Annotated in this window: 22 protein-coding genes; 11 read left to right on the top strand and 11 right to left on the bottom strand. The window is 58.2% G+C overall.

Annotated elements, in window-relative coordinates:
- Window positions 1-27 precede the first annotated feature (27 nt).
- Window positions 28-264 carry a hypothetical protein gene (locus tag ACR0A1_RS04225; RefSeq protein ID WP_170396893.1) on the top strand — a complete coding sequence of 79 codons (237 nt, stop codon included), beginning with the start codon at window positions 28-30 and terminating at the stop codon, window positions 262-264.
- Here the strand turns inward: ACR0A1_RS04225 and ACR0A1_RS04220 are convergent.
- A complete protein-coding gene (locus tag ACR0A1_RS04220) occupies window positions 253-876 on the bottom strand; it encodes an XRE family transcriptional regulator (RefSeq protein ID WP_170396891.1) in 624 nt (207 codons plus the stop codon). The two genes, ACR0A1_RS04225 and ACR0A1_RS04220, sit on opposite strands and share 12 nt — an antisense overlap.
- Window positions 877-941: 65 nt before the next feature.
- Between ACR0A1_RS04220 and ACR0A1_RS04215 the strand changes: the two genes are divergently transcribed.
- The 5 genes from ACR0A1_RS04215 to ACR0A1_RS04195 all read left to right on the top strand — a co-directional run bounded on the left by ACR0A1_RS04215 (window position 942) and on the right by ACR0A1_RS04195 (window position 6,791).
- Complete coding sequence (locus tag ACR0A1_RS04215; protein WP_480866360.1) at window positions 942-2,459, top strand: class I adenylate-forming enzyme family protein; 1,518 nt, start codon at window positions 942-944, stop codon at window positions 2,457-2,459.
- Window positions 2,456-3,115, top strand: coding sequence for a DsbA family oxidoreductase (locus ACR0A1_RS04210; protein WP_170510066.1), 660 nt, complete (start codon window positions 2,456-2,458; stop codon window positions 3,113-3,115). The genes ACR0A1_RS04215 and ACR0A1_RS04210 overlap by 4 nt, the downstream gene beginning before the upstream one ends.
- 73 nt (window positions 3,116-3,188) lie before the next feature.
- Window positions 3,189-4,397 (top strand): multidrug effflux MFS transporter, encoded by a 1,209-nt coding sequence (locus ACR0A1_RS04205; RefSeq protein ID WP_170406074.1) that lies wholly within the window; start codon window positions 3,189-3,191, stop codon window positions 4,395-4,397.
- Window positions 4,398-4,452: 55 nt separating this feature from the next.
- Window positions 4,453-6,117 (top strand): hypothetical protein, encoded by a 1,665-nt coding sequence (locus ACR0A1_RS04200; RefSeq protein ID WP_480866357.1) that lies wholly within the window; start codon window positions 4,453-4,455, stop codon window positions 6,115-6,117.
- Window positions 6,114-6,791: an SH3 domain-containing protein gene (locus tag ACR0A1_RS04195; RefSeq protein WP_480561425.1), complete on the top strand. Its 678-nt coding sequence runs from the start codon at window positions 6,114-6,116 to the stop codon at window positions 6,789-6,791. Before ACR0A1_RS04200 ends, ACR0A1_RS04195 begins: the two co-directional genes overlap by 4 nt.
- Here ACR0A1_RS04195 and mfd read toward each other — a convergent pair.
- Window positions 6,788-10,243, bottom strand: a complete 3,456-nt coding sequence (mfd, locus tag ACR0A1_RS04190) for a transcription-repair coupling factor (protein ID WP_480866355.1) — start codon at window positions 10,241-10,243, stop codon at window positions 6,788-6,790. The two genes, ACR0A1_RS04195 and mfd, sit on opposite strands and share 4 nt — an antisense overlap.
- Before the next feature lie 21 nt (window positions 10,244-10,264).
- Window positions 10,265-10,789, bottom strand: coding sequence for a component of SufBCD complex (locus tag ACR0A1_RS04185; RefSeq protein WP_170396878.1), 525 nt, complete (start codon window positions 10,787-10,789; stop codon window positions 10,265-10,267).
- A gap of 120 nt (window positions 10,790-10,909) precedes the next feature.
- Between ACR0A1_RS04185 and hemB the strand changes: the two genes are divergently transcribed.
- From hemB to ACR0A1_RS04165, 4 genes are all read left to right on the top strand, one after another.
- Window positions 10,910-11,908: a porphobilinogen synthase gene (gene hemB / locus ACR0A1_RS04180; RefSeq protein ID WP_480866352.1), complete on the top strand. Its 999-nt coding sequence runs from the start codon at window positions 10,910-10,912 to the stop codon at window positions 11,906-11,908.
- A 143-nt stretch (window positions 11,909-12,051) separates the two neighbouring features.
- A complete protein-coding gene (locus ACR0A1_RS04175) occupies window positions 12,052-12,624 on the top strand; it encodes a lipid-binding SYLF domain-containing protein (RefSeq protein ID WP_170396874.1) in 573 nt (190 codons plus the stop codon).
- Window positions 12,625-12,789: 165 nt separating this feature from the next.
- A complete protein-coding gene (locus ACR0A1_RS04170) occupies window positions 12,790-15,252 on the top strand; it encodes a penicillin acylase family protein (protein ID WP_480866350.1) in 2,463 nt (820 codons plus the stop codon).
- Between the two features lie 103 nt (window positions 15,253-15,355).
- A complete protein-coding gene (locus ACR0A1_RS04165) occupies window positions 15,356-15,751 on the top strand; it encodes a nuclear transport factor 2 family protein (RefSeq protein ID WP_170396870.1) in 396 nt (131 codons plus the stop codon).
- Here ACR0A1_RS04165 and hflX read toward each other — a convergent pair.
- The 4 genes from hflX to trkA all read right to left on the bottom strand — a co-directional run bounded on the left by hflX (window position 15,748) and on the right by trkA (window position 20,307).
- Window positions 15,748-17,019 (bottom strand): GTPase HflX, encoded by a 1,272-nt coding sequence (hflX, locus tag ACR0A1_RS04160; RefSeq protein ID WP_480569933.1) that lies wholly within the window; start codon window positions 17,017-17,019, stop codon window positions 15,748-15,750. The two genes, ACR0A1_RS04165 and hflX, sit on opposite strands and share 4 nt — an antisense overlap.
- Window positions 17,019-17,258 carry an RNA chaperone Hfq gene (gene hfq, locus ACR0A1_RS04155; protein WP_005982826.1) on the bottom strand — a complete coding sequence of 80 codons (240 nt, stop codon included), beginning with the start codon at window positions 17,256-17,258 and terminating at the stop codon, window positions 17,019-17,021. Before hfq ends, hflX begins: the two co-directional genes overlap by 1 nt.
- Window positions 17,259-17,389: 131 nt before the next feature.
- Window positions 17,390-18,931, bottom strand: coding sequence for a TrkH family potassium uptake protein (locus ACR0A1_RS04150; protein ID WP_170396867.1), 1,542 nt, complete (start codon window positions 18,929-18,931; stop codon window positions 17,390-17,392).
- Window positions 18,931-20,307, bottom strand: coding sequence for a Trk system potassium transporter TrkA (gene trkA, locus ACR0A1_RS04145; protein ID WP_170396865.1), 1,377 nt, complete (start codon window positions 20,305-20,307; stop codon window positions 18,931-18,933). The genes ACR0A1_RS04150 and trkA overlap by 1 nt, the downstream gene beginning before the upstream one ends.
- A gap of 96 nt (window positions 20,308-20,403) precedes the next feature.
- On the opposite strand from trkA, the gene ACR0A1_RS04140 reads away from it, so the two are divergent.
- Window positions 20,404-20,883, top strand: a complete 480-nt coding sequence (locus ACR0A1_RS04140) for a hypothetical protein (RefSeq protein WP_170406102.1) — start codon at window positions 20,404-20,406, stop codon at window positions 20,881-20,883.
- Here ACR0A1_RS04140 and ACR0A1_RS04135 read toward each other — a convergent pair.
- Genes ACR0A1_RS04135 through ACR0A1_RS04120 form a run of 4 tightly spaced genes read right to left on the bottom strand, consistent with a single transcriptional unit; the run spans window position 20,848 to window position 26,303 of the window.
- On the bottom strand, window positions 20,848-22,041 hold the full coding sequence (locus ACR0A1_RS04135; RefSeq protein WP_480866346.1) for an MFS transporter: 1,194 nt from the start codon (window positions 22,039-22,041) through the stop codon (window positions 20,848-20,850). The genes ACR0A1_RS04140 and ACR0A1_RS04135 overlap by 36 nt on opposite strands.
- A 43-nt stretch (window positions 22,042-22,084) precedes the next feature.
- Window positions 22,085-22,675 carry a helix-turn-helix transcriptional regulator gene (locus ACR0A1_RS04130; RefSeq protein WP_480736069.1) on the bottom strand — a complete coding sequence of 197 codons (591 nt, stop codon included), beginning with the start codon at window positions 22,673-22,675 and terminating at the stop codon, window positions 22,085-22,087.
- Window positions 22,672-24,081 (bottom strand): nitrogen assimilation response regulator NtrX, encoded by a 1,410-nt coding sequence (gene ntrX / locus ACR0A1_RS04125; protein ID WP_170396856.1) that lies wholly within the window; start codon window positions 24,079-24,081, stop codon window positions 22,672-22,674. Before ntrX ends, ACR0A1_RS04130 begins: the two co-directional genes overlap by 4 nt.
- Window positions 24,078-26,303 carry a sensor histidine kinase NtrY-like gene (locus ACR0A1_RS04120; RefSeq protein ID WP_480453723.1) on the bottom strand — a complete coding sequence of 742 codons (2,226 nt, stop codon included), beginning with the start codon at window positions 26,301-26,303 and terminating at the stop codon, window positions 24,078-24,080. Before ACR0A1_RS04120 ends, ntrX begins: the two co-directional genes overlap by 4 nt.
- Window positions 26,304-26,379 lie beyond the last annotated feature (76 nt).

Here is a 26,379-nt window from a genome sequence, read left to right as displayed (position 1 = left end):
GAAACACCAACTAAGGAAGGCTCGCAGATGCTAAACTGGGCTGATCTGACGCAAGACTGGGACGCGTCATATGCGCGTGCAAAACGTAGGTTTCCGAACCTGCGCGATAGGGATATGGCGCGCGTTGGCGAAGATCGCAAACAGTTCGAAGCTTACCTGGCCGAGCGTCACCACCTGACCGTAAACGAGGCGCGCGAAGAGCTTGAGGATTTCCTGTTCACCGAAGCATTGAACCGCGAAGCGGCCCAAGCCCTAAGCAAGTGACGTCACCCACAGGATCGTCGCATCCTCATCACTGACCGAAATGACGTTATGCCCCATGCTGCCGTCGTAGTAAGCGCTGTCGCCGCGGCGCATTTCGACCGGCTCATAGAACTCGGTAAACAACCGCACCACTCCGGTCAGAACATACAGAAATTCCTCACCATCGTGACGCACCCAGCCGTCAAATTCTTCCATCGAGCGTGCACGTACACGGGCGCGATAGGGCAGCATCTGCTTTTTGGTCAGCGTTTCTGCCAGCAACTCATGTTCGTAGGTGGTGGTCGCATGGGCCGCCCCCCCGCCCATCTTGGTCACTGCCATTCGACCGATCACCTGATCGCGTTGTGGCGGCGTAAAAAGCTGAGGCACCGAAATCTCCAATCCGGTCGCCAGCTTTTTCAAAGCATCATAGGTCGGAGACATCTGACCATTTTCGATCTTGCTGAGTGTCGACCGGGCCAGACCCGCCTGACTCGCCGCCTGTTCCAGCGTCCAGTTGCGGGCTTTACGCAGTTCGCGCACGCGCGCGCCCAGATCGACCGGCTCCAACTCGGTGTTGACACCATTGTCGCGGGCAATTCTGACGATAGATTTATGATCATTGGTGGCCATGGGTCTTTCTATAGGGCGAGCATGCCCTGCTTGCAACGCGCCTCGCACGGCGATAGCCAGTTCTCATGTTGTCGATCTTTGATCAGGGGCCGCCCGCGCCCTGCCCGCGCCCATTCAATCTTGCCGCGCATGTGCTGCGCCATGCGCAAAGTTCAGCTGAGAAGACCGCGCTTTCAGTGCTGAGATCGGATGGTGCAACAGACTGGACCTATGGCGATCTGCATTCGGCGATAATGGGCACCGGTTCAGGATTGCTGCAGAGCGGCCTTCGCGCCGAAGACATTGTTCTCATGCGATTGGGCAATACCGTCGATTTTCCGATCGCCTATCTGGGCGCAATCGCCGTGGGGCTGGTCCCCGTGCCCACCTCATCACAACTGACCGAGCAAGAGACCGCAAAGATCATCGACGATCTGAAACCAGCCGCCATTTTGCGAGATCCCCAGGTCGCCTGCGCGCCGCACCCGGATCAGATCATGCTGCCTGAACTGGCCCGGATGCGATCACTGCCGCCTGCAAGTTTTGCCATGGGAGATCCCGAGCGGCTGGCCTACGTGGTCTACACTTCGGGCACTTCGGGCAAACCCCGTGCGGTTGCGCATGCACACCGCGCCATCTGGGCTCGGCAGATGATGGTCGACGGCTGGTATGGCCTGAAATCCTCGGACCGGCTGTGCCATGCGGGGGCATTCAATTGGACCTACACGCTGGGCACCGGCTTGATGGACCCTTGGGCCATTGGTGCAACGGCTCTGATCCCTGAACCCGGGACAGACATACGCGATCTGCCTGCCCTGTTGAAACAACATCGTGCCACCATCTTTGCAGCCGCACCGGGGGTCTTTCGGAAGATGATGCAAAGTGACGCGCAGCCCGGCCTTCCCGATCTGCGCCACGGCCTTTGCGCCGGGGAAAAGCTGTCGCGACACCTGCATGAACAATGGGTGCAGTCCACCGGCACCGAGCTTTATGAGGCTTACGGCATGTCCGAATGCTCGACCTTCATCTCATCCAGCCCAAGCCACCCAGCACGCGGCACAGCGTTGGGGCAGCCGCAGCCCGGGCGTCGGATTGCCATCCTCGGGCCGGATGGCCCTGTGCCACAAGGTCAGGAAGGTACAATAGCCGTACATCGCGAAGATCCGGGCCTGATGCTAACCTATCTGAATGCCCCCGACGAGGCCGCTGCTCGGATGCAGGGAGATTGGTTCCTGACCGGTGATCAAGGCGCGATGGCCGTTGATGGGCAAATCACCTATCTGGGTCGAGATGACGACATGATGAATGCGGGCGGATATCGCGTTTCCCCGGTCGAAGTCGAGGCGGCCTTATCCACCCATCCCGAGATCACCCAGGTCGGGGCGGCTACGGTTGAGGTAAAACAGGACAGTTCGATCATCGTTGCCTTCTACACTGGCCCCGAAGAACTGGACGCGGCGGACCTGCACGCCTATGTGTCTGACAAGTTGGCGCGCTACAAACAGCCGCGTGCCTTTGTCCATCTGCCCGCCTTGCCCACCGGAGGCAACGGCAAACTTCTGCGCCGCGCCCTGCCGGCCTATTTCAAGGCGACGTCCGAATGACACACACTGTAAAGCTCGACATCATGTCCGATCCGATTTGCCCCTGGTGCTATATCGGCAAGACCCATCTGGACAAAGCGCTCGCCGAAGTGCCAGACCACCCCTTTGTGATCGAGTGGCACCCCTTTCAGCTGAACCCCGATATGCCCGACGAGGGCATGGATCGGCGCGAATACCTTGAACGGAAGTTCGGCGGCAAGGACGGAGCAGTTCGTGCATACGCGCCCGTTGTTGAACATGCCGAAAACGCAGGTTTGAATATCGATTTCGAAGGCATGAAACGCACGCCCAACACGCTGGATGCCCACCGCCTGATCCACTGGGCGGGGATTGAGGGCAAGCAGGATGCCGTGGTCGATGCACTCTTTAATGCTTACTTCGTCGAGGCGCGTGATATTGGTGATCATGAGGTGTTGGCTGATGTCGCCGACAGCGTAGGCATGGACGCAGCGGTCGTACTGAAACTGCTGCAGTCAGACGCCGACCGAGAAGATATCCGTAACCGCGACAGCCATTCACGCGAAATGGGCGTAAATTCGGTTCCCACATATATCGTTGCAAACCAGCACGCCGTTCCGGGCGCGCAACCTCCTGAATTGTGGGCAAAAGTGATCGCTGAGATCATGTCTCAGATTGAGGCTTCCCCTGCAGAATAGCACATACCCCTGTGCATTTCTGATCTAGTCCAACCCGAAACGCCGTGATAGCGCATTCGGGAAGGAGTTCCCCATGGCCGACCGCATGTCCCGGGGCGAATTCATTGCGTTGATCGCGATGATGTTCGCCACGATAGCCTTTTCGATCGATTCAATGCTGCCAGCTCTGCCCGAGATCGGCGCAGAGCTCAGCCCCTACGATCTGAACAAAGCACAGTTGATCCTGACCTCTTTTGTGCTGGGCATGGGGATCGGCACATTCTTTACTGGGCCAATTTCCGATGCGGTCGGGCGCAAGCCGGTGATTTATGGCGGTGCCGCTCTCTATATACTGGCCTGCGCCGTTGCGTGGTCCAGCTCATCGCTTGAACTGGTGCTGGCTGCGCGCATCGCGCAGGGCCTCGGGGCGGCCGGGCCGCGCGTTGTGGCCATGGCAATCATTCGCGACTTGTTTTCAGGGCGCGAGATGGCGCGCATCATCTCGATCGCGATGATGATCTTTACTCTGGTCCCCGCCGTGGCACCGCTGCTAGGCGCAGGCGTTATTGCACTGGTCGGCTGGCGCGGCATCTTTGTGTCCTTCATCATATTCGCCACGATCATCGTGATCTGGATGGCCACGCGCCTGCCTGAATCTCTGGCGCCCGAAAACCGGCGCCCCTTCCGCCTGCCCCTGATGATTGCGGCAGTGCATGAGATGTTCGCACACCCCACCGTACGCCTCTCGATCCTGGTGCAGACCCTTTGCATGGGGTTGCTGTTCACCATGCTAACGATGGTTCAGCCGGTTTTTGACGTCATCCATGATCGGGCAGACAGCTTTCCCTTCTGGTTCGCCTTCGTGGCGCTGATCTCGGGTTCGGCCAGCCTTTTGAACGCCGCCGTGGTCGTACGCGTCGGGATGCGCCGTATGGTGACCTGGGCCTTGGGCGCGCAGATTCTGATCACAAGCGCCGTCATCATCCTGAACATGACACCACTTTCACCGGGCGCGTCATTTGCTGTTTTTGTGGCGTGGCAGACCTCGATCTTCTTTATGGCCGGTGTAACCATGGGCAACCTGAACGCCATTGCCATGGAACCTATGGGTCATATCGCGGGAATGGCTGCCTCGGTCATTGGATCGATCGCCACAATTCTGGCGGCTGCCATCGCGGCCCCTATTGGGCTGTTATTTGACGGGTCGATCACACCGCTGACGACCGGAGTACTGACGATGTGCATACTTGGCTTCGGCCTGATGCTACATATGGGCCGGATCGAAAACAGACTGCCCGCCTGATCTGTGCAGAGCCGCTGAAACACGCTAACCTTCCCGCAAATCGTGGGGGGGCGCCATGAGCGACTATTATGATCTGGGCACGTATTCCTGTGCCGTCACCACAGCATCACCCGAAGCGCAGCTTTGGTTCGATCGCGGATTGGTCTGGACGTATGGCTACAACCACGACGAAGCGGTCACGTGCTTTCAGAAAGCTGCCGAGATTGACCCGGATTGCGCCATGGCCCATTGGGGCGTCGCCTATGCAGCAGGCCCAAACTATAACCTGCCGTGGGAATTGCGGGACGATCAGGGCCAGGCCAAATCACTGGCCATCGCCTATGATGCAACACAGAAGGCGCTGTCGCTGCTCAACGGGTGCACAGCGGTTGAGCAAGCGTTGATCCGCGCCCTACCCTCCCGATACCCTCAGCGTGACCCCATCGAAAACATGCACCAGTGGGACTATGACTATGCGGATGCGATGCGCGCCGCATTTGCCGAACAGCCTGATGATCTGGACCTGCGCACGATCCATGTTGAGGCGCTGATGAACCTCACCCCGTGGCAGATGTGGGACCTGAAAACGGGTCAACCGGCCGAGGGTGCCGCGACCCTTGAAGCGCAAGACGCTTTGGAGAGCGCTATGGTCAATGACCCGGCGTCGATGTCTCATCCCGGTCTACTTCACCTATATGTGCACCTGATGGAGATGTCGCCGACGCCAGAAAAGGCGCTGCAGGCCGGAGACATCCTGCGTACACTCGTACCCGATGCCGGTCACCTGGTGCATATGCCGACCCATATCGACGTGCTGTGCGGCCACTATCACAACGTTGCCTACTGGAACGAAAAGGCCACCGAGGCCGATCTGAAATATTATGAACGTGAAGGCGCGTTCAACATTTATACCGGCTATCGTCAGCACAACTATCACTTCACCATCTATGGCGCTCTGTTTCTCGGTCAGATGGAACCAGCCCTGCGTGCCAATCAGGGCCTGTGGGATACCACCCCAGAAGATATGCTTCGGATCGAAAGCCCGCCCATGGCGGATTATTTTGAAAGCTACATGTCCATGGGCCCGCATATCCTGATCCGCTTTGGCCGCTGGGAAGAGGCCAAGGCACTGAAGTTGCCAGACGACCCTGATCTCTATCGCACTCTGACGGCAACAATACATTATGCTCGCGCCATCGCCCATGCAGCCACTGATGAGGTGGCGCAGGCCGAAGCCGAAGAGCAGTTGTTCCTTGCCGCAAAAACCTGCGTGCCCGAGACCCGCCGCCTGCACAACAATCGGGTCATCGATCTTCTGGAGATCGCAGCAGAAATGCTGCGCGGAGAAATCGAGTATCGCAAAGGCAACTACGAGATTGCCTATGCACATCTACGCCGCTCGGTCGAATTGGATGACACGCTGCCCTATGACGAGCCATGGGGTTGGATGCAACCAACACGCCATGCGCTTGGTGCGTTGTTGTTCGAACAAGGGCATGTGAACGAGGCCGAGGCAGTCTATCGTGAAGATCTAGGCTTGGGTGGCACGCTCAGCCGCGCCTCGATCCACCCTGACAATGTCTGGAGTTTGAAGGGTTTGCATGATTGCCTGAAAGCACGCGGCGAGACAGTGGAAATCCGCCAAATCAAGCAACGCCTTGATCTTGCCTTGGCGCGCGCGGACCGCACCGTCGGCGCGTCATGCTTCTGTGCCCAAGCCGCCATGAGGGCTGCGGAATGAAGCTATTCCTTTTGGTGGCAGGCCTGCTGCTTGCCAGTCCAGCGCTGGCACAGCGCCAGACCTTTCCACCTATCGACGAGGCAGGTCAAAATCCATCACTGGTCGCATTCCGAGCTGACTTGCTGGCGAAAATCGAGGCACGCGATACCGATGCAGTTGTCGCCGCCGCTTGTCCCAACATCTATCTCAGTCACGGCACAGCAGGTGGACCGGAAGAGTTTCGCACCAACTTGACTGTGCCTCCAGAAACGCTTGGTGAAGAATTTAAGGACGAGGCTGCAGAGCTACGTGATTTTTACTGGTCGCAATTGCAGCAAACGGTTTCCCAACCTGGATATTTTGACGATCAGGGTGAATTCTGGATGCCGCACTATTGGCGGATCATTCTTCCCGCTACAGTAGACCCTTTCACCGCCTTCTATGTTTCGGGTGAAAGCATCACACTGCGTCAGGCACCGTCTCGTGGCGCGCCCATCCTCGCGCTGATCAGTCATGAAATCGTGATCGTCCCTGACTATCAACCTGATGGGGAATACCAGAAAATCAGACTAACCGATGGGACATCGGGCTACTTACTCAGCGATTTTCTGACATCGATGGTTGGCTACCGCGCTGCGTTTGTTAAATCCGATACGGGCGACTGGCAAATCTGCACTTTTGTGACGGGGGACTAGGCTTTCGCCTTTTTCTTCACAGCCACGACCTTTTCGGCCAGATCACGGGCGATGGCAAACGCACCTTTGATCTTGTCGCTGTCCTTCTTCCAGTCGCGCCGCACAACGATCTTGTTGTCCTTGACCTTGGCCAGCCCGCGTTGGTTCTGAATGAACTCGACCAACCCCTCGGGTGAGGCGAACTTATCATTGTGGAACTGTATCGTTGCGCCCTTTGGCCCGCCGTCCAGCTTGGCGATCCCGGCGCGTTTGCACATCGCCTTGATGCGCACGACAAGCATCAGGGTATTCACCTCTTTCGGCAGGCTGCCGAAGCGATCGATCAGTTCGGCGGCAAAGCCCTCCAGTTCCACTTTCGTCGACAGTGACGACAGGCGGCGGTAGAGGCCCAGACGCACGTCCAGATCGGGCACATAATCCTCGGGGATCAGAACCGGGACACCCAGATTGATCTGCGGCGCCCATTGGTCATCGGCATCCGATAGCCCCTCCATCTCGCCGGCTTTGATCTTGGCAATCGCCTCTTCCAGCATCGATTGGTAGAGTTCGTAGCCCACATCACGCATCTGGCCGGACTGTTCCTCACCCAGCAGGTTGCCCGCACCACGAATGTCGAGGTCTTGCGAAGCCAACGTGAACCCGGCCCCGAGCGTATCCAGCGAGCCCAGAACCCGCAGCCGTTTCTCAGCCGTCGCCGTCAGGCGCTGGCGCGGTTTGGTGGTCAGATAGGCATAGGCGCGGGTTTTTGAGCGCCCCACCCGCCCCCGGATCTGATAGAGCTGCGCTAGGCCAAACATATCCGCCCGATGCACGACCATCGTGTTGGCAGTCGGGATATCCAGCCCGCTTTCGACAATCGTGGTGGCTAGCAGCACATCATACTTGCCGTCATAGAACGCGTTCATGCGGTCATCGAGCTCACCTGCAGCCATCTGCCCGTGGGCGACCACATAAGTGAGTTCTGGCAACTGTTCCTTCAGGAATTCTTCGATCTCGGGCAGGTCCGAGATGCGCGGCACGACGTAAAAGCTCTGCCCGCCACGATAGTGTTCACGCAGCAGCGCCTCGCGGATCGTCACCGCGTCAAACTCGCTCACATAAGTACGGATCGCCAGGCGGTCGATGGGCGGTGTGCCGATAATCGACAGGTCCCTCACCCCGGTCAGAGACAGCTGTAATGTCCTAGGGATCGGCGTGGCGGTCAGGGTCAGGACGTGTACATCAGAACGGAGTTGTTTCAGCCGTTCCTTGTGGACCACACCGAAATGCTGCTCCTCGTCGATGATAAGCAGACCCAGATTATTGAACCGTATCCCTTTCGCCAGCAACGCATGGGTGCCGATCACGATATCTACAGTGCCTCGCGCCAACCCATCGCGGGTTTGCTGCGCCTCTTTGGCCGAGACAAAGCGCGACAGTTGCCGGACTTCAAGTGGGAAACCCCGGAAGCGTTCCTTGAAGGACGCCGCGTGTTGCCGCGCGAGCAACGTGGTCGGTGCCACAATGGCAACCTGTACGCCCGACATCGCGGCGACAAAGGCTGCGCGCATGGCGACCTCGGTCTTGCCAAAGCCTACATCCCCACAGATCAGGCGATCCATCGGCGCGCCGGAATGCATATCCTCCATCACTTCGGAGATGGCGCGCAACTGATCGTCGGTCTCCTGATATGGGAAACGCGCGCTGAACTCTTCCCATGCATGCGGCGGTGGGTCCATGACAGGAGCTTTCCGCAGGGCTCGTTCGGCGGCGATGCGGATCAGCTTGTCCGCCATTTCGCGGATGCGCTCTTTCAGCTTGGCCTTCTTGGCCTGCCAAGCGCCACCGCCCAAACGATCAAGCAGCCCTTCGTCATGGCCATATTTCGAAAGCAGTTCGATGTTTTCGACCGGCAGGTAGAGTTTGGACTGTTCAGCATATTCCAGCAGCAGGCATTCATGCGCGGCCCCCGCAGCCGTAACGACCTCCATCCCCTGATACCGCCCGATCCCGTGGTCAACATGCACCACCAGATCACCGGGCGACAGCGACTGCGTTTCAGTCAGGAAGTTCTCGGCCTTGCGGCGATTTTTGGGTTGGCGGATCAGACGGTCGCCCAGAACGTCCTGTTCCGAGATCACGGTCAGATTGGGCGCTTCAAACCCGTGTTCCAACGCCCAAACCGCAAGATGCAGGCCGCGCTTTCCAACCCGGGTTCCGTCGATCACCGGGATCGCCTCGGCCAGGCCTTCATCTTCGATCAAGCCGGTCAGTCGTTCACGAGCGCCTTCGGAGTAAGAGGCAATGAGGACCGGCCCCTTGTCCATCTTTTCGGTGATATGCGCCGCCAGAGCGCCAAACAGGCTGATGCTTTCCTGCTGACGTTCGGGTGCAAAGTTGCGCCCGATCCGTCCGCCTGCATCGATCACGCCCGGACCACTCGCCTGCGGCAGCGGGCTGAACTGCAAAACGCGACGATCGCCCACTGCATCTTCCCATGCAGCATCGTCCATATAGAGCAGACCGGGAGGCGTCGGTTTATAAACCGTATCCATGCGCGAGCGGTTTTCCAAAGCCAGCTTTCGCGTCTCATACTGATCCGCAATCGTATCCCAGCGCGCCAGCCGAGCAGGCGTGACCTGATCGTCAAGCGAGATTGAGGCCCCTGGAAGATAATCGAACAGCGTTTCCAGCTTTTCATGGAAAAACGGCAGCCAATGCTCAATCCCCTGGTGCTTGCGACCTGCGCTGACAGCTTCGTATAAGGGATCATCCGTACCCGCCGCGCCGAATTCGATGCGATAGTTCTGACGGAATCGGGTGATGGCGGCTTCGTCCAGTATGACCTCGGACACCGGGGCAAGCTCGACCACATCAAGTTTTTCAGTCGTTCGCTGCGAGACAGGATCAAACCGGCGTGCACCATCCAGAACATCCCCGAACAAGTCCAGCCGCACGGGACCGCTCTCACCAGGTGGGAAGATGTCGATGATACCGCCTCGGATAGCGTAGTCTCCGGGCTCCATCACCGTGGGGCTTTGGGTAAAGCCCATGCGCACCAGAAAGTTGCGTAGGGCATCTTCGTCGATGCGCTGATCTACGCGAGCGGTGAATGCGGCCTCTCGCAACACTGCACGCGCGGGTACCCGTTGGGTCGCGGCATTGAGCGTGGTAAGCAGCACGAACCGCTGCGGCATCTGATGCACCAAAGCAGCCAATGTTGCCACGCGGGCAGCAGAAATGTCGGCGTTGGGCGACACCCGATCATAGGGCAAGCAGTCCCATCCGGGGAATACAAACACGGGCATGTCCGGCGCAAAGAATGCCAACGCTGCCCGCATCGCCTCCATCCGTTTGTCATCGCGGGCGATATGACAGACTGGACCGCCCGAGCGCGCGATCTCATTCAGCACAAGCTGTGCATCAAACCCCTCGGGGCCGCCGCCGACTGTTACGTGGTTCGGAGCCGTCATTACCTTGCCTTTCAGGGACTACTAACCCAGGACACCAATCGAAATGTTCTGATACATTCCCCAGAACGCAGTGATCAAGATCGAGAACATACCGATGATCTGAGTAAAGGTCCGACTGCGCGTCAGCGTTTTGGAAACATTTTCTACGGTCGCTTCTTGAGTCTGCAATCGACGCGCTGCCGCAATACTGATCATCATGACAAAACACATCGGGAGCAGAAGCAGGAATACGGCCTGTGCAAATTCCACGTCGTAGAAGAACCCCAACGTCGCAAGGCCAGTCAAAACAAAACAGCAAATTGCCATCAATACCAGACCCGAGGTTTCGACGATGTACAACACTCTGTTCGAGTTGATCCGCGCGACATCCAGAAGGTCTTGTTCTGATTGACCACCTACACGACGGGCGCGCATCACCAGATCATAGGGCACCCCCATCGTCCAGTGGCTGGCAGATGACCAAAGAACGGCCAGACCGATCCAGTACCACAGATTCGAAAAGCTCCGCATGTCGATGAGTTCGAAAATCGAAGAGTATATGTCCAAGCGTCTGCCCTTTGTTCAACGTCCGCAGGGACCGTCATCGCAGCGATGCGTCCATTGTTACCCTTGAGACCACCGGGAATTCATGCCACCCAATGCGCAATTGTTCAAGGAGAGTGCGCCATGAAACCGACCATCGCCCCATATCCCCGGACCCGTTTCCGCCGGGCCCGCCAATCCGAGGCGATCCGGGGTCTGGTACGCGAGAACACCTTGACTGTGAATGACTTTATCTGGCCTGTTTTTGTGCGCGACGGTGAAAATATCGAAGAACCCGTCCCGTCGATGCCCGGTGTCGTGCGACGCTCGGTCGACCTGGTCACCAAAGCCGCGGTTGAAGCGCAAGCCCTTGGTATTCCTGCAATATGTATTTTCCCATACACCGATCCGAGCCTGAAAACCGAGGATTGTGCCGAGGCCTGGAACCCCGACAACCTGTCCAACCGCGCCATTCGTGCGATCAAGACCGCTGCGCCTGAAATCGCGGTGATGACGGATGTGGCCCTGGACCCCTACAACATCAACGGCCATGATGGCTATGTGGTCGATGGCGAGATTGTGAATGACCAGACTGTTGAGGCGCTGGTGAAAATGACGCTGGCGCAGGCCGAAGCCGGAGCTGACATCATCGGCCCGTCCGACATGATGGATGGCCGTATCGGCGCCATGCGCAGTGCACTTGAGTCGGCTGGTCACCACAATGTCATGATCCTGAGTTATGCCGCCAAATATGCCAGCGCTTTCTACGGCCCTTTCCGCGACGCCGTTGGGGCATCAGGCGCGCTGACCGGTGACAAGATGACCTATCAGATGGATCCTGCCAACTCGGACGAGGCCCTGCGTCTGATCGAGCGTGATCTGACCGAGGGTGCAGATATGGTCATGATCAAGCCGGGGATGCCATACTTGGACATCTGCCGACGGGTCAAAGACAGCTTCGGTGCACCGACCTATGCCTATCAGGTGTCTGGCGAATACGCGATGATCCAAGCCGCTGCACAAAACGGTTGGATCGACGGCGAAAAGGTGATGCTGGAAAGCCTGCTGGCCTTTAAGCGCGCAGGGTGTGACGGCATCCTGACCTATTTTGCGCCCGAAGCCGCGCGCATCCTGCAGGGCTAACACCTCAGATTGTCGCAATTTTTCGCCGATTTGCTGCGTGCGCAGCACAGCTTTCCCGTGACAGGCCGGTGCAATCGGCGTATTCTTGCAGATAAGATCGGGAACACCCGACATTTCAGGCACATACACAGAGACAGAGAAACATGAGCAGTTCAAACTCCCCCCGACTTAGCCGTCGCGGTTTTGCTTTTGGCATGGCCGGACTGACGCTGACCGCCGCTTGCGGCAACGGCGTTGGCAACTCCAACGCAGTCACACTCGACGCGCGCGTCGACGCGACGCTGAACGAAATGTACAGCAAGTATCCCAACACCGTTGAGATCGCCAACAAGGCCAACGGAATGTTGGTCATGCCACTGATTACAGATGCCGGATTTATCTTTGGTGGCGCCTATGGTCAGGGTGCACTGCGTATTCAGGGCGCGACGGTCGACTATTATTCCGCCATCTCCGGTACTGCGGGCCTGCAGATCGGCGCACAGCAATATGCGCATGTTCTGTTCTTCATGACCGAAGAGGCATTGAACGATTTCCGCCGCTCCAGCGGTTGGACGGCCGGTGCAGATATCGGATACGTCGTCGACGCGACCGGAGAATCCTTGTCGACCGACACCACTCAGTTGCGCAAACCCGTGCTGGCCGCAGTCTTTGGACAGGCGGGTCTGAAGTTCGGCGCGACGGTCGAAGGCACCAAATATACGCGCATCATCCCCTAAGACCCAAGATACCACCCTCCCCCCTCTGACGAGCCCCGCTACATCTTGTGGCGGGGCTCCGTGTTTTCGCGGTTTTCCACAAATTCCAGTGGCATTCCTCTTTCGGTCGGGCGGAGGTTCCAGTAACCTTGGCGCAAATGACCGCATAGAATTCTCGGGGGACAGATGGGCCTGGTTTTTCGCTGGCTGGTGAGACTTACGACAGGCCTGATCCTGCTGGCGATCGCTGCTGTGGGGTTGGTCTACTTTCTGGCCAGCCAATCCCTGCCTGAATACAATCAAACCCTTGAAGTTGAAGGAATAACTGCCCCTGTCGAGATCGTTCGCGACACTGCAAATGTGCCGCATATACTGGGCCAGTCCGACCCGGACGTGTTCTTTGGTCTGGGCTATGCCCATGCACAAGACAGGCTGTGGCAGATGACCATTCTGCGTCGGACCGCACAGGGCCGCTTGTCCGAAGTGTTCGGCCAGCGCACGGTAGCCATCGACAAATTACTGCGTCGTTTCGATCTTTACGGGCTCGCCCATCGCTCAGTCGAGTTTCAGGACGACTATACCAAGGCCGCGCTTCGCGCTTATTCCGCAGGGATCAACGCCCGGCTTACCGAGATCAACGAACAGGCGCTTGGACGTGGCGCCCCCGAGATGTTCCTGTTCAACGCCCCCGTTCCCCCATGGCAGCCGGGCGACAGCGTAGCGATTATCAAGCTGATGAGCCTGCAGCTTTCCGGCCATCTTGCTGATGAAGTGTTGCGCGCACGCACATCGCTGATGCTGGATAATCCCGCACGGCTGGCCGACATTCTGCCCGACGTCCCCGGCCCCGGTATTGCCGCGCTGCCCGAGTATGCTGATCTGTTTCCAGACCTTCCGCGCTATGCCCAAGGCACCCCGATGCCCGACACGCCGCTGTCGCCTTTCCCGCAGCGCGGGCTGGCAGGTGCGTCAAATGCGTGGACCGCCGCGCCGTCCCGCTCGGCCAGCGGTGGCACGTTGCTGGCAAACGATCCGCATCTGGGCCTCACCGCCCCGGGTATCTGGTATCTGGCGCGGCTGGAACTGGCCAAAGGCGGCGTTATCGGTGCAACCATTCCAGGCGTACCGGCAATCTCAGCCGGACGGAGTGAGCGCTTGGGCTGGGGCCTTACCTCATCCTATCTGGACGATCAGGACGTTCACATCGAACAACTGAACCCCGACAATCCCGAAGAATACCTTACCCCAGACGGCTACAAACGCTTTCAGACCCGCCCTTCGATTATCGAGATCAAAGACGCCGCCCCAATTACCCTGACCCTGCGCTGGACCGAGAATGGCCCGGTTCTGCCGGGCACGCATTATGATCTGGAAACCATCACACCACCGGGCCATGTCGCGTCTCTGTCGTGGAGCGCGCTAAGCCCCCGCGATACATCCATGAGCGCCTCTTTGGCGCTGATGAATGCCGATTCAGTTCGAGACGCCATTGACGCGGCCGAGGACTATATTGCCCCTTCGCAAAACTTGTCACTTGTCGATAAAGACACGATCGGCATGAAACTGGTCGGCGCAATGCCCCGGCGCGATCTGAACAATCAAAGCCGAGGCCGCATTCCCACCCCCGGCTGGCTGGAACGGAACCGTTGGCAGGGCCGCCTGCCCTATTCAGACAATCCTGAATTCGTGGCCCCGGTCGGTGGAGTACTGGGTAACACAAACAACAAGATTATCGACCGGCCCTTCCCGCGCCATGTGTCGTACGAGTGGGGCGACACCCAGCGGGTCAATCGCTGGGAACGCCTGATGCAATCGCGCGAGGTACATACGCGTGACAGTTTTATCGAAGCGCAGTTGGACACGGTTAGCTTTACAGCGCGATCACTGCTTCCTCTGATCGGCGCCGATCTCTGGTTTACCGGTGAGTCGGCACCCGATGGCACGCCCGAACGGCAGCGTCAGATCGCGCTGGATCTGCTGGCCAACTGGAACGGTGAGATGAACGAGCATCTGCCGGAACCCCTGATCTACGCCGCATGGTTGCGCGCGCTGCAAATCCGCCTGATCTCGGACGAACTTGGCCCGCTGGCTGCCGAGTACAAGCATGTCGAGCCGCTGTTTATCGAGCGGGTGTATCGCGATATCGACGGTGCCTCGGTCTGGTGCGACGTGGTTCAGAGCGCTCCCGTTGAAAATTGCACCGACATGGCACGACTGGCCCTGGATGACGCGATCATTTGGATTTCCGAGCGCTATGGCTCCGCACTCGAATCTTTACGCTGGGGCGATGCGCATCAGGCCACGCAGGACCACCCTGCGCTGGGCCAGGTTCCGGTGCTGCGGTTTTTCGTCAACATCCGCCAATCCACCAGCGGTGGCGATAACACACTGCTGCGCGGGCGCACGTCAGGCGAAGGACCGGACCCGTTCCAGAATGTGCATGGCGCAGGTTATCGTGGCGTCTACGATTTTGCGGACCCCGATAGTTCGGTTTTCATCACCGCAACTGGCCAGTCAGGCCATTTCCTATCTCGCTATTATGACGATCAGGCCCAACTATGGCGGCGCGGGGAATACATCCCCATGTCGCTGGATATCGGGCTTGCCCGTGCAGCGGCGGTTGGTGTGACTGTCCTGAACCCGCGCTGATCTGATCGGCAAATCCCCGCCCCTTTTTGAACCTCGCGTGGCGCACCCCTTCGTTATCGCCTAAACTCGTCTGGCCGTCGCATTGCACGAAGGGGGAAAATGCATGGGCAGCTTTCGAGACACCTTAAACAATCTCGCACGCGATTATGCGATCGCCTGGAGCTCGGGCGATCCCGACTTGGTCGCCAGTTTTTTCGCCCCCGAAGGTCAGATCAGCATTAATCGCGGTGAGCCCCTGCGCGGCCATGCCGAAATCGCCGAAATGGCCCGCGGGTTCTATGCAGAATTCCCCGATCTTGAGGTGCGTTGCGATATGATGCGTTGGGCCGGAGGGCATGCCATTTTTGTCTGGACCCTCGAAGGCCATCACGCCGAGACCGGCAACCGTGTCGTTACACGCGGCTGGGAAGAGTGGGAGCTTTCAAAGGACAACAAGGTGCTATCATCGCTTGGGTGGTTCGATGCAGAGGATTACCAGCGCCAGATAGACGGTACCTAGAACGCCGCGAAGCGGGACGCCTGCTTGTCAGTCCAGAGCACCGTGATCTCGAACCCCTCTTCGGTCTGATCTTCAGACCTGACCACATCCTGACGATAGAGCCACGCGCGTTTGTCACCATCGGCAAAGCCCAGTTTCAGGATAGTCTCATGCCGCGCGCCCTGCAGGATCGTGGCGATTTCAGACAGCAGCGGATCAACACCTTCGCCCGTTACGGCCGATATGGCAAAGATCGCCGGATCACGCTCGGCCCGGGCAAGCGCGGCTTCGCGGTCTTCCGGGCTCAGCAGATCGATCTTGTTCCAAACCTCCAACCGGGGGCGACTGTCCTCGACACCCAAAGAGTTCAGGATCGCCTCGACATCCCGTGCCTGTGCTTCGGTTTCTTCGTGGCTGATATCGCGGACATGCACGACCAGATCAGCCCCCAGAACCTCTTCCAGCGTGGCGCGGAAGGCCGCAACCAGTTCCGTGGGCAGGTTCGAGATGAAACCCACGGTATCGGACAGGATCACCTCGGGGCCATCCGGCAGCTCAACCCGTCGCATGGTTGGGTCCAACGTGGCGAACAGCATGTCTTTTGCCATCACCTCGGCCCCGGTTAGGCTGTTGAACAGCGTGGATTTCCCGGCGTTTGTATAGCCAACAAGTGCAACAATCGGGTATGGAACCTTCGCGCGCGCTGCGCGGTGTAAGGTGCGGGTCTTCACCACTTTTTGCAATTGGCGGCGCAGGCGGACCAGTTGTTCATCAATGGCACGCCGGTCGGCCTCGATCTGAGTTTCACCGGGACCACCCACAAACCCAAGGCCACCGCGCTGACGTTCCAGGTGAGTCCAGGCCCGAACCAGTCGCGTCCGCTGATAGCTAAGCGCGGCCATCTCAACTTGCAGCACACCTTCACGGGTACGCGCACGGTCGCTGAATATTTCCAGAATCAAACCGGTCCGGTCGAGGATTTTGACCTTCCACGCTTTTTCCAGATTGCGCTGCTGAACCGGAGTTACTGGCCCGTCGATCAGAACCAGCTCGATCTCATTGTCTTGGAGGCGTTCGGCCAGTTCCTCGATCTTGCCGCTGCCGAACAGAAAACCAGCCTGCGCGCGCGGTAGGCGCACTATTTCGGAACCGACCAAATCCAGATCGGGCAAAGCGGCAGCTAGTGCCACCGCCTCTTCCAGCGCTGGTTCGGGGACACGGCGCTGTTCATCTGATTTGATTTCGGGATGCAGCACCCAAGCCCGGGTGCGCGCCCTCTCATGTTCCATCAAGAGGCGTCTTCGCCCTCATAAAGGTTGATCGGCTGTGACGGCATGATGGTCGAAATCGCATGCTTGTACACCAACTGCGACTGTCCGTCGCGGCGCAGCAGCACGCAGAAGTTATCGAACCAGGTGATTACACCCTGCAATTTCACACCGTTGATCAGGAATATTGTGACCGGGACCTTTGCTTTCCGTACATTGTTCAGGAACGCGTCCTGCAGATTCTGTCTGTCCGAAGCCATATTTTGTTATCTCGCCATTGTTCTTGCTACGCGCTGCGGACCAACGCGCTCCCTCCGGCAGAGTATGGAGTGCCGCGCACAGATATTCCAGATGAAAAATCAGGCAGTAACACCAGGTGCCTGACGCAGGGTCAATCGCGCCACAGCGTTGGCGTAATCAGTGCCACGATCGCCAGAGTTTCCAACCGCCCGATCACCATCGCCGCGCAGACCGTCAACTTGGCCCCGCTGGAAAGATCAATCAGACGTATGGGCACATCCGTTGCCAATTCTATCAACGGCCCCGTGGTGCTGAGAGCGGCAACGCTGAGCAACATGGCCTGTTCAAAACCTACGCCCATGACGGCCAGCAACAAATCGAACAAGGCCAACGTCAGGGCGAACATCATCAGGAAGATCCAGGCGATGAAGGCACCGTCGCTTTGAATGCGGCGGTTGCCGCCACCCTCTCCGCTGACCGAAGAAGGATAGATCAGTCGGTCAATCTCGCGCTTGCCATTCAGATAGAGCGCAAAAACCCGCAACAGCTTTACCCCACCCGCAGTCGTCGCCACGCCTCCTCCGACAAGGGCTAGCCCCATCAGAATCAGGCCCGGTGTGCTCAAGCCCGACAATTGCTGCGCGTCGTTCCAGTTGGCGCTTTCAAATCCGGCCGTGGTCAGAAACGACATCGCCGTAAACATGAACCCCCAAAAAACGCCAAGTGCTTGCCGCACTTCGACGGCAATGTTCAGTTCGGCCGTTCCAGCCAAAAACCGGATGAACAGCAGCACAGCGACCGCCAGCACGATGAAGATGCCAATCCGAAATTCTGGGTCTTTGTCCAGCCGCGAATACCCTGAGGTCGCTGTATCGGTCGAAAAGGTCAGCCGCGACAGGGCAAAGAACAGGAACAGGAACAGGATCGCCTCGCCAGTGATTCCTGCGGTCGATCCTTCCAATCCACCGACGGGTGATATGCCGGAAGTCGCAATCACTGACATCGCGTGGCTCACGGCAGTAAGCCCTTGCTCACCTGCGATCAACAGCAGGATCCAGATCACAGCTGTCAAACCCGCATAGACGGGTGCCAATGTGCGCGACACGCGGATCAGATGGCCGCGTGGATCGGACTTCTCGCTCTGTGCCACGCCCGAGACGGGACGCCCTGGTTGCCCCCGGGCTGTGACTTCGAAACCGCCCAACGACAAGGGTGCCAGAATCGCGGCCGCCGAGATCCACATCAGCAATCCGCCCATCCAACCGACCAACGCGCGCCATAAGTGCAACGGCGCCGAAAGGCGTGCGGGATCGGGGAACAGATCAGCGCCGGTTGTGGTCAGCGCGCTGACCATATCGAAATAGGCGTTCAGGAAGCTGGTTGTCCCCAGCGCATCATGAAACGGAATAGCAAGAAATATCGGCAGTACGGTAAAGGCGGCCAGCAGAACCGCCAATTGACCAAGCGTTCCCCGCCGTGGTCGTCGGTTCGACATGGCCAGAGCTATGATCGACACCGCAAAAACACCCAGCAATCCGGAATAGAAGAATGACCGTGAGGTGGCGTGATCATCCAGCGCCAGCGCATAAACTGCGGGTATCCACATTGCCAGCGACACGATACCCCAGATCATCAGCAGCAGCGGCAATCGCCGCAATACTCCGATCCGTTGCTGTCCGCGTGCCTGCAACATCAGAAGAAATCGATTGAAACCTGCATCAGACGCTCAACCTCGGGCACGTCTTTGGCCATTGCAAAGATCGCCACCACGTCTTTCTCGTCGATGCGCAGGCTGCCGGTCGGGCGCAGAACCTCGTCACCTTTGCGTACTGCGCCGACCAGAACGCCTTCTGGGAAATCGATGTCGCGCAGTTTTTGTCCAGCCATGGGCGAAGTTGATAGCACTTCGGCCTCGATTACCTCGGCCTCGGCATCACCAATGGAATACACTTGACGCACGCGCCCGTGCCGAATGTGACGCAGGATCGAACTGACAGTGGTGGCGCGCGGGTTGATATATGCGTCAATCCCCAGCGGTCCCATCAAAGCGACCATGCTGGGGTCGTTGATCAGGGCGATGGCCAGTGGACAACCCTCTCCCTTGGCGCGTACCGCGGCCAGCATGTTGGTGCGATCGTCATCCGTGACCGCCAACATCGCGTCGGCGCGCTCAATCCCTGCTTCGCTCAGCAAAGATGAATCTAGGCCGTCGCCGTTCAGAACAATCGTCCGCTCCAATGCTTCGGCAGCGATTTCGGCGCATTTGCGGTCACGCTCGATAATCTTGGCACGCACCCGGCTTTCGCGCTCTTCCAGTGTGCGGGCCACTTCCAACCCGACATTACCGCCGCCGACGATCACCACACGATCTTGCTTACGCTGAGCCTTGCCGAACACCTCCATCGTACGTTCAACGTCCTTGACGCTGGTGAAGACGTAGCATTCGTCGCCTACAAACAGCTGATCCTCGGATTCCGGTGCAAACAGCGTCCCTTCGCGGCGCACACCAACCACAATCGAGCTGAGCGTGGAAAACAGGTCGGTCAATTGTCGCAGCGGTGTGTTGACGATTGGGCAGTCTTCCTCGACCCGAATGCCCAGCAGCTGCGCCTTACCGTCCATGAAAATCTCGGTATCGAAAGCAGAGGGTGCCGAAAGACGGCGCATCGCTGCGGCGGCAACCTCGCGCTCGGGGCTAATTACGACATCGATGGGCAGATGATCACGACGGTACAGATCGGAGTGGATCGCCTCAAGATAGGATTTTGACCGCAAACGCGCGATCTTGCGTTGGATCGAAAAAACCGAATGCGCCATCTGGCAGGTGACCATATTCACCTCATCCGAATGTGTCGCGGCGATGATCATATCGGCGTCCCGCGCCCCTGCCCGATCCAGCACATCCGGATAACTGGCGAAACCGGCGATCCCCTGCACGTCCAGCGTCTCGGTCGCGCGACGTACCAGATCGGGATTGTTGTCGACCACCGTCACATCGTTCAGTTCGCCCGAAAGGTGACGCGCAATCTGCCAGCCGACTTGACCGGCACCGCATATGATGACCTTCATGCTCTTGGCCTTTCTGCCTGAAATCTTTGAATGACAGATGCCCCCAAAGCGGTCAATTGAATTGTCATGCCTTCTAAGCTGCGCCAAAGTAAGCATATGAAAACCATTCTGCCTGCCCTGATTTGCCTGCTGACGTTGTCCGCCTGTGGTCCGCTTTCTTTGTATTATCGCGAAGGTGAGAGCGTCTCGCGGATGCAGACCGAGACCACGAACTGCCAGGTGCAGGCCCTCAAGGACGCCCCTGTCGCCAATCAGGTCCGGCAGAGCCCGCCAGTCTATTGGCCCGGGCGCACCTATTGCGATGGCCGAGGACGCTGCTATCGCAACCCGGGATGGTGGGAGCCCGGGCGGGTCTATACCGTTGACGTGAATCAGGGGCTGAGAAACAAGGTCGAGGCGCAGTGCATGGCCCAAAAGGGCTATCGCCCGGTCAGCCTTCCGCCTTGCAAACAGGGTGTCAAATCGCGGGTCACGCCCACGCGCACCACGACGCTCCCGCCGCTGAACAGCGCGTCCTGTTTCGTGAAATTCGACGACGGGTCATTTCAGATCATCACTCCGGGACAAGCCGGCTGATTTGCGACGCCGCGCCATCAGCAGATGCGCTATGATCGCGATGCTATAGAACGCGGCGACGGCTACAAACATGCCAGCCTCATCGACGCCCAGCAATATCGCCAGCAATACCGGGGTTCCAAGCAGGTTTCCGGCATTGCCCATCTGCGCCATCGCACCATAACTCAGGGCTTGGGCTTCGGTGGTATCGTTTAACTCTGGCACAGCGGCGAAGCTGCCGCCCTGTACAAGCCCGAGCACGGCAAACAAGGCGATACATCCGAACGTAAGGGGCGCCCCCAGAAACAATGCGATGATCGTCGCGATCCCCAGCATAAAGCCCAGATTGACGACGCTGACGCAGGACAGGACGGTCAACAGCAAGGGCACCAGCAGCCATGACAGTACAATCCCTGCCAGGGGCATAAGTGCCGCAATCGATGCGCCCTGCCCTTCGGGTAAACGCCCCGGCAGGATCGCTAACAGCGAAACAAATGTCAGCGTGTAGAAGAACCAGCCAATTGCCGGGGCCGAAATAAAGGGTGAGCGGTAGGTCCTGATATGCACATCAAGGAAGGCGGAGAGCCCCCACCCGGTACCCTCCGTCTGGCCCATGTCGGTTTTCAGTTTGCTAAGCGCGATCAGCGCGGCGATCAGCAGCATCAGACCCCCGTGCATGGCAAAGTATGTGGGCAGTCCGAAACGATCGACGATGGGCAGCCCAACCCAAGCGTTTAATGCGAATGCAACGCCAAAGAATGTACTCCACAGCACCATGGAATTATACCGCGCCCGACCGGATGTGATCTGAGCAATCAGCGTCGGTGCCGCTACCACAATCGCTAGATGGGACAGCCCCTCAATCACCCGGCTGAGCAGCATCAGTTGAAAAACCGGCAAGCTTGCTTGCAGCAAAGATAATGCGCCGCCGAGCACCAGCCCTGATAGCAATAGACGATTTGGCCCAATACGCGCTGTGATCGCTCCGGATATCGCGCCCAAGGCAGCCCCCATTAGACTGATAATGGACAGCAACCAGCCGATCACGGCAGCATTGTCCGGGTACAACAGCCCCACATCAGAAAATGGTACGGCAATCTTTGCAAATTGGGTTGCCGCACCGAGGCCAGCAAACCAGATCAGCATGACCTGCAAGAATGTACGAAAAGAGTCACTCATGCAGCCGGTCTATCGCGCCTAACCTGCCAGCGGAACGCATAAATTATGCGGTGACTTCGCGCCGCCCGCTGACCAGACGGACCGGAGTACCATCACCCAGATACAACCGCTCCCACACGATTTGCCCGGCGCTGATCCTGATTTGATCATGCACAGCCTCGGAAGTCAGAAACGCTTTGGGTGAAGGCGAATGCAAATCCCACCAGCCATCTTTCTGCAGTTCTGCTTCGGCTTGCCTGATCTCATCCGTTGCAAATTGCCAAAGCGAAACGCCCAGCAAGGCGCGCTGTGAGGTCTTCCAATCCCGCGCCCGGCTGCCCGAATAAGCAAGGCAGGTATGGCTGGCCTCTTCGACAAGGTGCAAGCACTCTGCCGAATGAACGACCAGACGTTTCAGCGCAGAATCCTGCACCCGAACCGGCCCCAACGCTGCAAAAACGGACTGTTGAATATGCGGCGATGGCGTTTGACCCCCGTTTTCCCACCGGGAAATCGTGGTTTGGTCGACTTCAATCAGATCTGCGAGGGCGGATTGCTTAAGTCCAACCGACCGCCGCAACCGCTTCAACCGTTTACCAAAGGCGGGAAAACCGATGGAAACGGCTGCGGTCTTTTTATTCGGCGCAGCAATCACTCGGCTGGTTCGGGCTCGTCAATTTGAGCCACCCGCGCACCGGATTTGTTCGAGGTCACGACGCCCAGCGACTTGAGCTTGCGGTGCAAGGCGCTGCGCTCCATGCCGACAAAACTGGCCGTGCGGCTTATGTTGCCACCAAACCGATTGATCTGGGTCAGCAAATATTCACGCTCGAACGCTTCGCGCGCCTCACGCAGCGGCAGCGTCGCCAGTGCGCCAGACAGTACCACGCGCCCGGACTCGTCGGATTTCTCTTCTTCGTTGGGCAACTCGCGGGCCTCGATCGGGCCAGTGCTGTCACCAAGGATCAGCACCCGCTCGATCAGGTTCTTCAGCTGACGCACATTGCCCGGCCATGTCATCGTTTGTAGCAAAGCAATAGCCTCATCCGACAGCTCGCGCATCGGCAGACCCTGTGTATCGTTGCACATCTCGATGAAATGTTGCGCCAGAACCGGGATGTCCTCTCGCCGTTCCTCCAGCGAGGGAACCGCAATCGGCACCACATTCAGCCGGTGATACAGTTCTTCGCGGAACCGTTCGGCGGCGATCTCTTCTTCCAGATCGCGGTTGGTCGAGGAGATGACCCGCAGATCAACCCGCACCTTGTCAGAGCCACCAACACGCTGGAATTGCTGATCAACCAACACGCGAAGAATCTTGGACTGCGTCCCCAGCGGCATGTCAGCGACTTCGTCGAAGTAGACAACGCCGCCATGCGCCTCTTCCAGCAGGCCTGACTCGATTCCGCGCTCAGACGATTCTCGTCCGAACAGAACTTCTTCAACCCTCTCAGGTTCAATCCCCGCACAATTGACCGTCACAAATGGGGCATTCGCCCGGTTGGAATGGGCATGGATATAGCGCGCGGCAATTTCCTTGCCCGACCCAGCCGGCCCGCTGAGCATAACCCGGCCATTCGACTTTGTTACCTTGTCCAACTGCCCCTGCATCGCGCGGAACGACGCAGAATTGCCAATCATGTCTGAACAGCTGACTTCCTGCCGCTTCAGCGAGGCATTCTCGCGACGCAGGCGCGAGGTTTCCATCGCACGGCGGATCACCACCATCAACTGGTCAATGTTAAAGGGCTTTTCGATAAAGTCGTACGCCCCCTGCTTGATAGCCGCCACTGCAATCTCGATATTGCCATGTCCGGAAATGATCACCACCGGAACATCCGGGTTGTCCCGTTTTACAGCTTTCAGGATGTCGATCCCGTCCATTCGACTGTCTTTCAGCCAGATATCCAGGATCAACAGCCCCGGAGGTTCGGCATTGATCGACGACATGCACTCATCCGAGTTTGCCGCCAGCCGAGTTGAATAGCCTTCGTCCTCCAGAATGTCGGACACCAATTCGCGAATATCGCGTTCGTCATCTACGATCAGAATGTCGCTCATCTTTGGCCTGCTTTCAGTTTGTTTGTTTTAATCGCCTGTTTTTCCGGCGCATTTGTCGGGCCGCCTGAGGCCCCGGGTAGACGAATGACAGCCATTGCGCCGAAATGGTCCTGTCCGTCGAATGTGGGCGCGTCTTCCAATGTCAGCGCTCCGCCATGTTCTTCGATGATCTTCTTTACGATGGGCAGGCCAAGGCCGGTGCCTTCGTCACGCGTGGTCACATAAGGTTCGAACAGCCGTGCCCTGTCCTCGGGCAGACCGATGCCATTGTCCGCAATGGTGATCTGCGTTCCTGCATCGTCAGTGGAGACTACGACTTTGATCTGAGGTTTCAGATTGTCCGGTGCGCCTTTTTCTTTCAGCGTTTCAATAGCCTCGCCCGCGTTCTTGATCAGGTTCGTCAACGCTTGGCTCAACATGGTCGAATCCACATCCGCCAAAATGGGCTGTTCAGGTAAGTCCGCATCGATCTGAACATCAGGCTGACCCGCCTGCTGCAACAGAACCGCCTCACGCACTAGCGTCACGATATTCTCTTCGCGCCGTTCCGGTTCGGGCATGCGTGCGAATTTCGAGAACTCGTCAACAATCCGCCGCAGATCATTGGTCTGCCGCACGATCACGTCGGTCATCGATTCCAGGCTATCGCAATCGTCCTCATCCAGCTTGCGCGAGAATTTGCGTTTGATCCGCTCGGCGCTCAGTTGGATCGGTGTCAGCGGATTCTTGATCTCATGCGCAATGCGACGGGCCACATCACCCCACGCCGCCATGCGCTGCGCGCTTACCAGATCGGTCACGTCATCAAAGGCTACAACGTAGCCTTCCAGCCTTCCATCCTCGCCACGCCGTGTCGCCATGCGTACCAGTAAGTTCTCCAACCGGCCTTTGCGGGTTACCTTGATCTCCCCCTGGACCGCCTCTTGCCCGCTGTCCTTAAGGGCTTCGAACAAAGGCAAAAATTCGGGAACAGCGATGCCGATAGCCAGGTTCTGCTCTCCACCAGACCATCCCAGAAGACGTTCAGCGGATCGGTTCACGAAGGTCACACAACCCTCTGAATCAACGCCAACGACACCGGATGTCACCGAGCTTAGAACTGAATCAAATAGCCGCCTTCGACGTTCGATATGGCGTGTGTTTTCCAACAGCGTGTCGCGCTGCCCCTTCAACTGACGAGTCATCTGGTTGAAGTAGCGGCCCAGCATCGCGATTTCGTCGTCGCTGGCCTCTTCGATGACCTGAACACTAAGATCACCAGCACCAACGCGTTGCGCCGCCGTTGTCAGCCGTCCGACAGGGCGAGAAAGGCGTTCGGCGAACCACATGCCCAGCGACATCGCGGCCAGAATCAGGATCACAGCAAAGCCGAGATACAGAAGGCCGAATTCGAACAGGACTCTGCCCCGCTCGCTTTCCAGTTGGCTGTAGAACTGTGCTGTCTCTTTGGTTTCATCAAGCAGGGTCAGAAGCTGCCCATCAACCTCGCGACTGACATAAAGATACCGGTCAAGATAGGCATGCAAAGGAACAAGCGCGCGGAATTCGCTGTTCTCCCAATCGGCAATGATGGCCACGCCCTGATCATTGGCCTCGATCATCTCTTCGGGAGTTGGTGCCTCGTAGTCGAACAGGTAGGACCGATCACCGCGCGATCGGATTTCGGCGCTGCCATCGATCACATAGGCCTCGCGCAAACCGCGTTGTATCTGGGCCTGCCCCTGGGCCAGAACCTCTCGCAATTCGGCGTCTGAGACAAAATAATCCAACGATCGCGCGTTATCGAGGAAACGCGCCAGAACAACCGCATCCTGCGTCAGGCCCTCGCGGTGTTCCTGTTCGTAAGCTTCGGCTGCAGTTAGTGACGACCCAACCACCTGCCGCACACGGTCCGAGAACCAACCTTCAAGGCCGATATTCACCGTCAGCCCGGCGAAAATCGCCACCGTGACCGTCGGTACCAGAGCCAACAGCGTGAAAGCGCCGATCAGGCGCAGGTGAAGACGGGAGCCCGCAGATTTTGCGCGACGCGCGGCGATCAGACTGAACAATTGGCCCAACACCAGCGCAGCTACGACCAGCACGTAGACCAGATCAGCCAACAAAATCAGCCGCAGTGTCGGTGCCGCCGCGCCAAGATCAAAAGGGCCAATGACGAGATAGGTTGCAAGCGCCAGAACCGGGCCCAGCATAACCAATCCCAATGTACTGAAATTGCGCATCCTCCGGGACTTGCGCCACCGGTTGATCGATAGGATCGGCCCGTTCTGTGCCCGGGTTGCCACCGTCTGCCCTCAT

The sequence above is a fragment of the Ruegeria sp. D6 genome, from assembly GCF_056534365.1.
The sequence above is the reverse complement of the archived record's forward strand: the minus strand, read 5'-3'. Positions and strand labels throughout refer to the sequence as shown.

Excerpts from the sequence above, each read along its gene's own strand:
- ACR0A1_RS04225 (WP_170396893.1), top strand. The coding sequence starts at position 28 with ATGCTAAACTGGGCTGATCTGACGCAAGACTGGGACGCGTCATATGCG.
- ACR0A1_RS04220 (WP_170396891.1), bottom strand. The coding sequence starts at position 876 with ATGGCCACCAATGATCATAAATCTATCGTCAGAATTGCCCGCGACAAT.
- ACR0A1_RS04215 (WP_480866360.1), top strand. The coding sequence starts at position 942 with ATGTTGTCGATCTTTGATCAGGGGCCGCCCGCGCCCTGCCCGCGCCCA.
- ACR0A1_RS04210 (WP_170510066.1), top strand. The coding sequence starts at position 2,456 with ATGACACACACTGTAAAGCTCGACATCATGTCCGATCCGATTTGCCCC.
- ACR0A1_RS04205 (WP_170406074.1), top strand. The coding sequence starts at position 3,189 with ATGGCCGACCGCATGTCCCGGGGCGAATTCATTGCGTTGATCGCGATG.
- ACR0A1_RS04200 (WP_480866357.1), top strand. The coding sequence starts at position 4,453 with ATGAGCGACTATTATGATCTGGGCACGTATTCCTGTGCCGTCACCACA.
- ACR0A1_RS04195 (WP_480561425.1), top strand. The coding sequence starts at position 6,114 with ATGAAGCTATTCCTTTTGGTGGCAGGCCTGCTGCTTGCCAGTCCAGCG.
- mfd (WP_480866355.1), bottom strand. The coding sequence starts at position 10,243 with ATGACGGCTCCGAACCACGTAACAGTCGGCGGCGGCCCCGAGGGGTTT.
- hemB (WP_480866352.1), top strand. The coding sequence starts at position 10,910 with ATGAAACCGACCATCGCCCCATATCCCCGGACCCGTTTCCGCCGGGCC.
- ACR0A1_RS04175 (WP_170396874.1), top strand. The coding sequence starts at position 12,052 with ATGAGCAGTTCAAACTCCCCCCGACTTAGCCGTCGCGGTTTTGCTTTT.
- ACR0A1_RS04170 (WP_480866350.1), top strand. The coding sequence starts at position 12,790 with ATGGGCCTGGTTTTTCGCTGGCTGGTGAGACTTACGACAGGCCTGATC.
- ACR0A1_RS04165 (WP_170396870.1), top strand. The coding sequence starts at position 15,356 with ATGGGCAGCTTTCGAGACACCTTAAACAATCTCGCACGCGATTATGCG.
- hflX (WP_480569933.1), bottom strand. The coding sequence starts at position 17,019 with ATGGAACATGAGAGGGCGCGCACCCGGGCTTGGGTGCTGCATCCCGAA.
- hfq (WP_005982826.1), bottom strand. The coding sequence starts at position 17,258 with ATGGCTTCGGACAGACAGAATCTGCAGGACGCGTTCCTGAACAATGTA.
- ACR0A1_RS04150 (WP_170396867.1), bottom strand. The coding sequence starts at position 18,931 with ATGTTGCAGGCACGCGGACAGCAACGGATCGGAGTATTGCGGCGATTG.
- trkA (WP_170396865.1), bottom strand. The coding sequence starts at position 20,307 with ATGAAGGTCATCATATGCGGTGCCGGTCAAGTCGGCTGGCAGATTGCG.
- ACR0A1_RS04140 (WP_170406102.1), top strand. The coding sequence starts at position 20,404 with ATGAAAACCATTCTGCCTGCCCTGATTTGCCTGCTGACGTTGTCCGCC.
- ACR0A1_RS04135 (WP_480866346.1), bottom strand. The coding sequence starts at position 22,041 with ATGAGTGACTCTTTTCGTACATTCTTGCAGGTCATGCTGATCTGGTTT.
- ntrX (WP_170396856.1), bottom strand. The coding sequence starts at position 24,081 with ATGAGCGACATTCTGATCGTAGATGACGAACGCGATATTCGCGAATTG.
- ACR0A1_RS04120 (WP_480453723.1), bottom strand. The coding sequence starts at position 26,303 with ATGCGCAATTTCAGTACATTGGGATTGGTTATGCTGGGCCCGGTTCTG.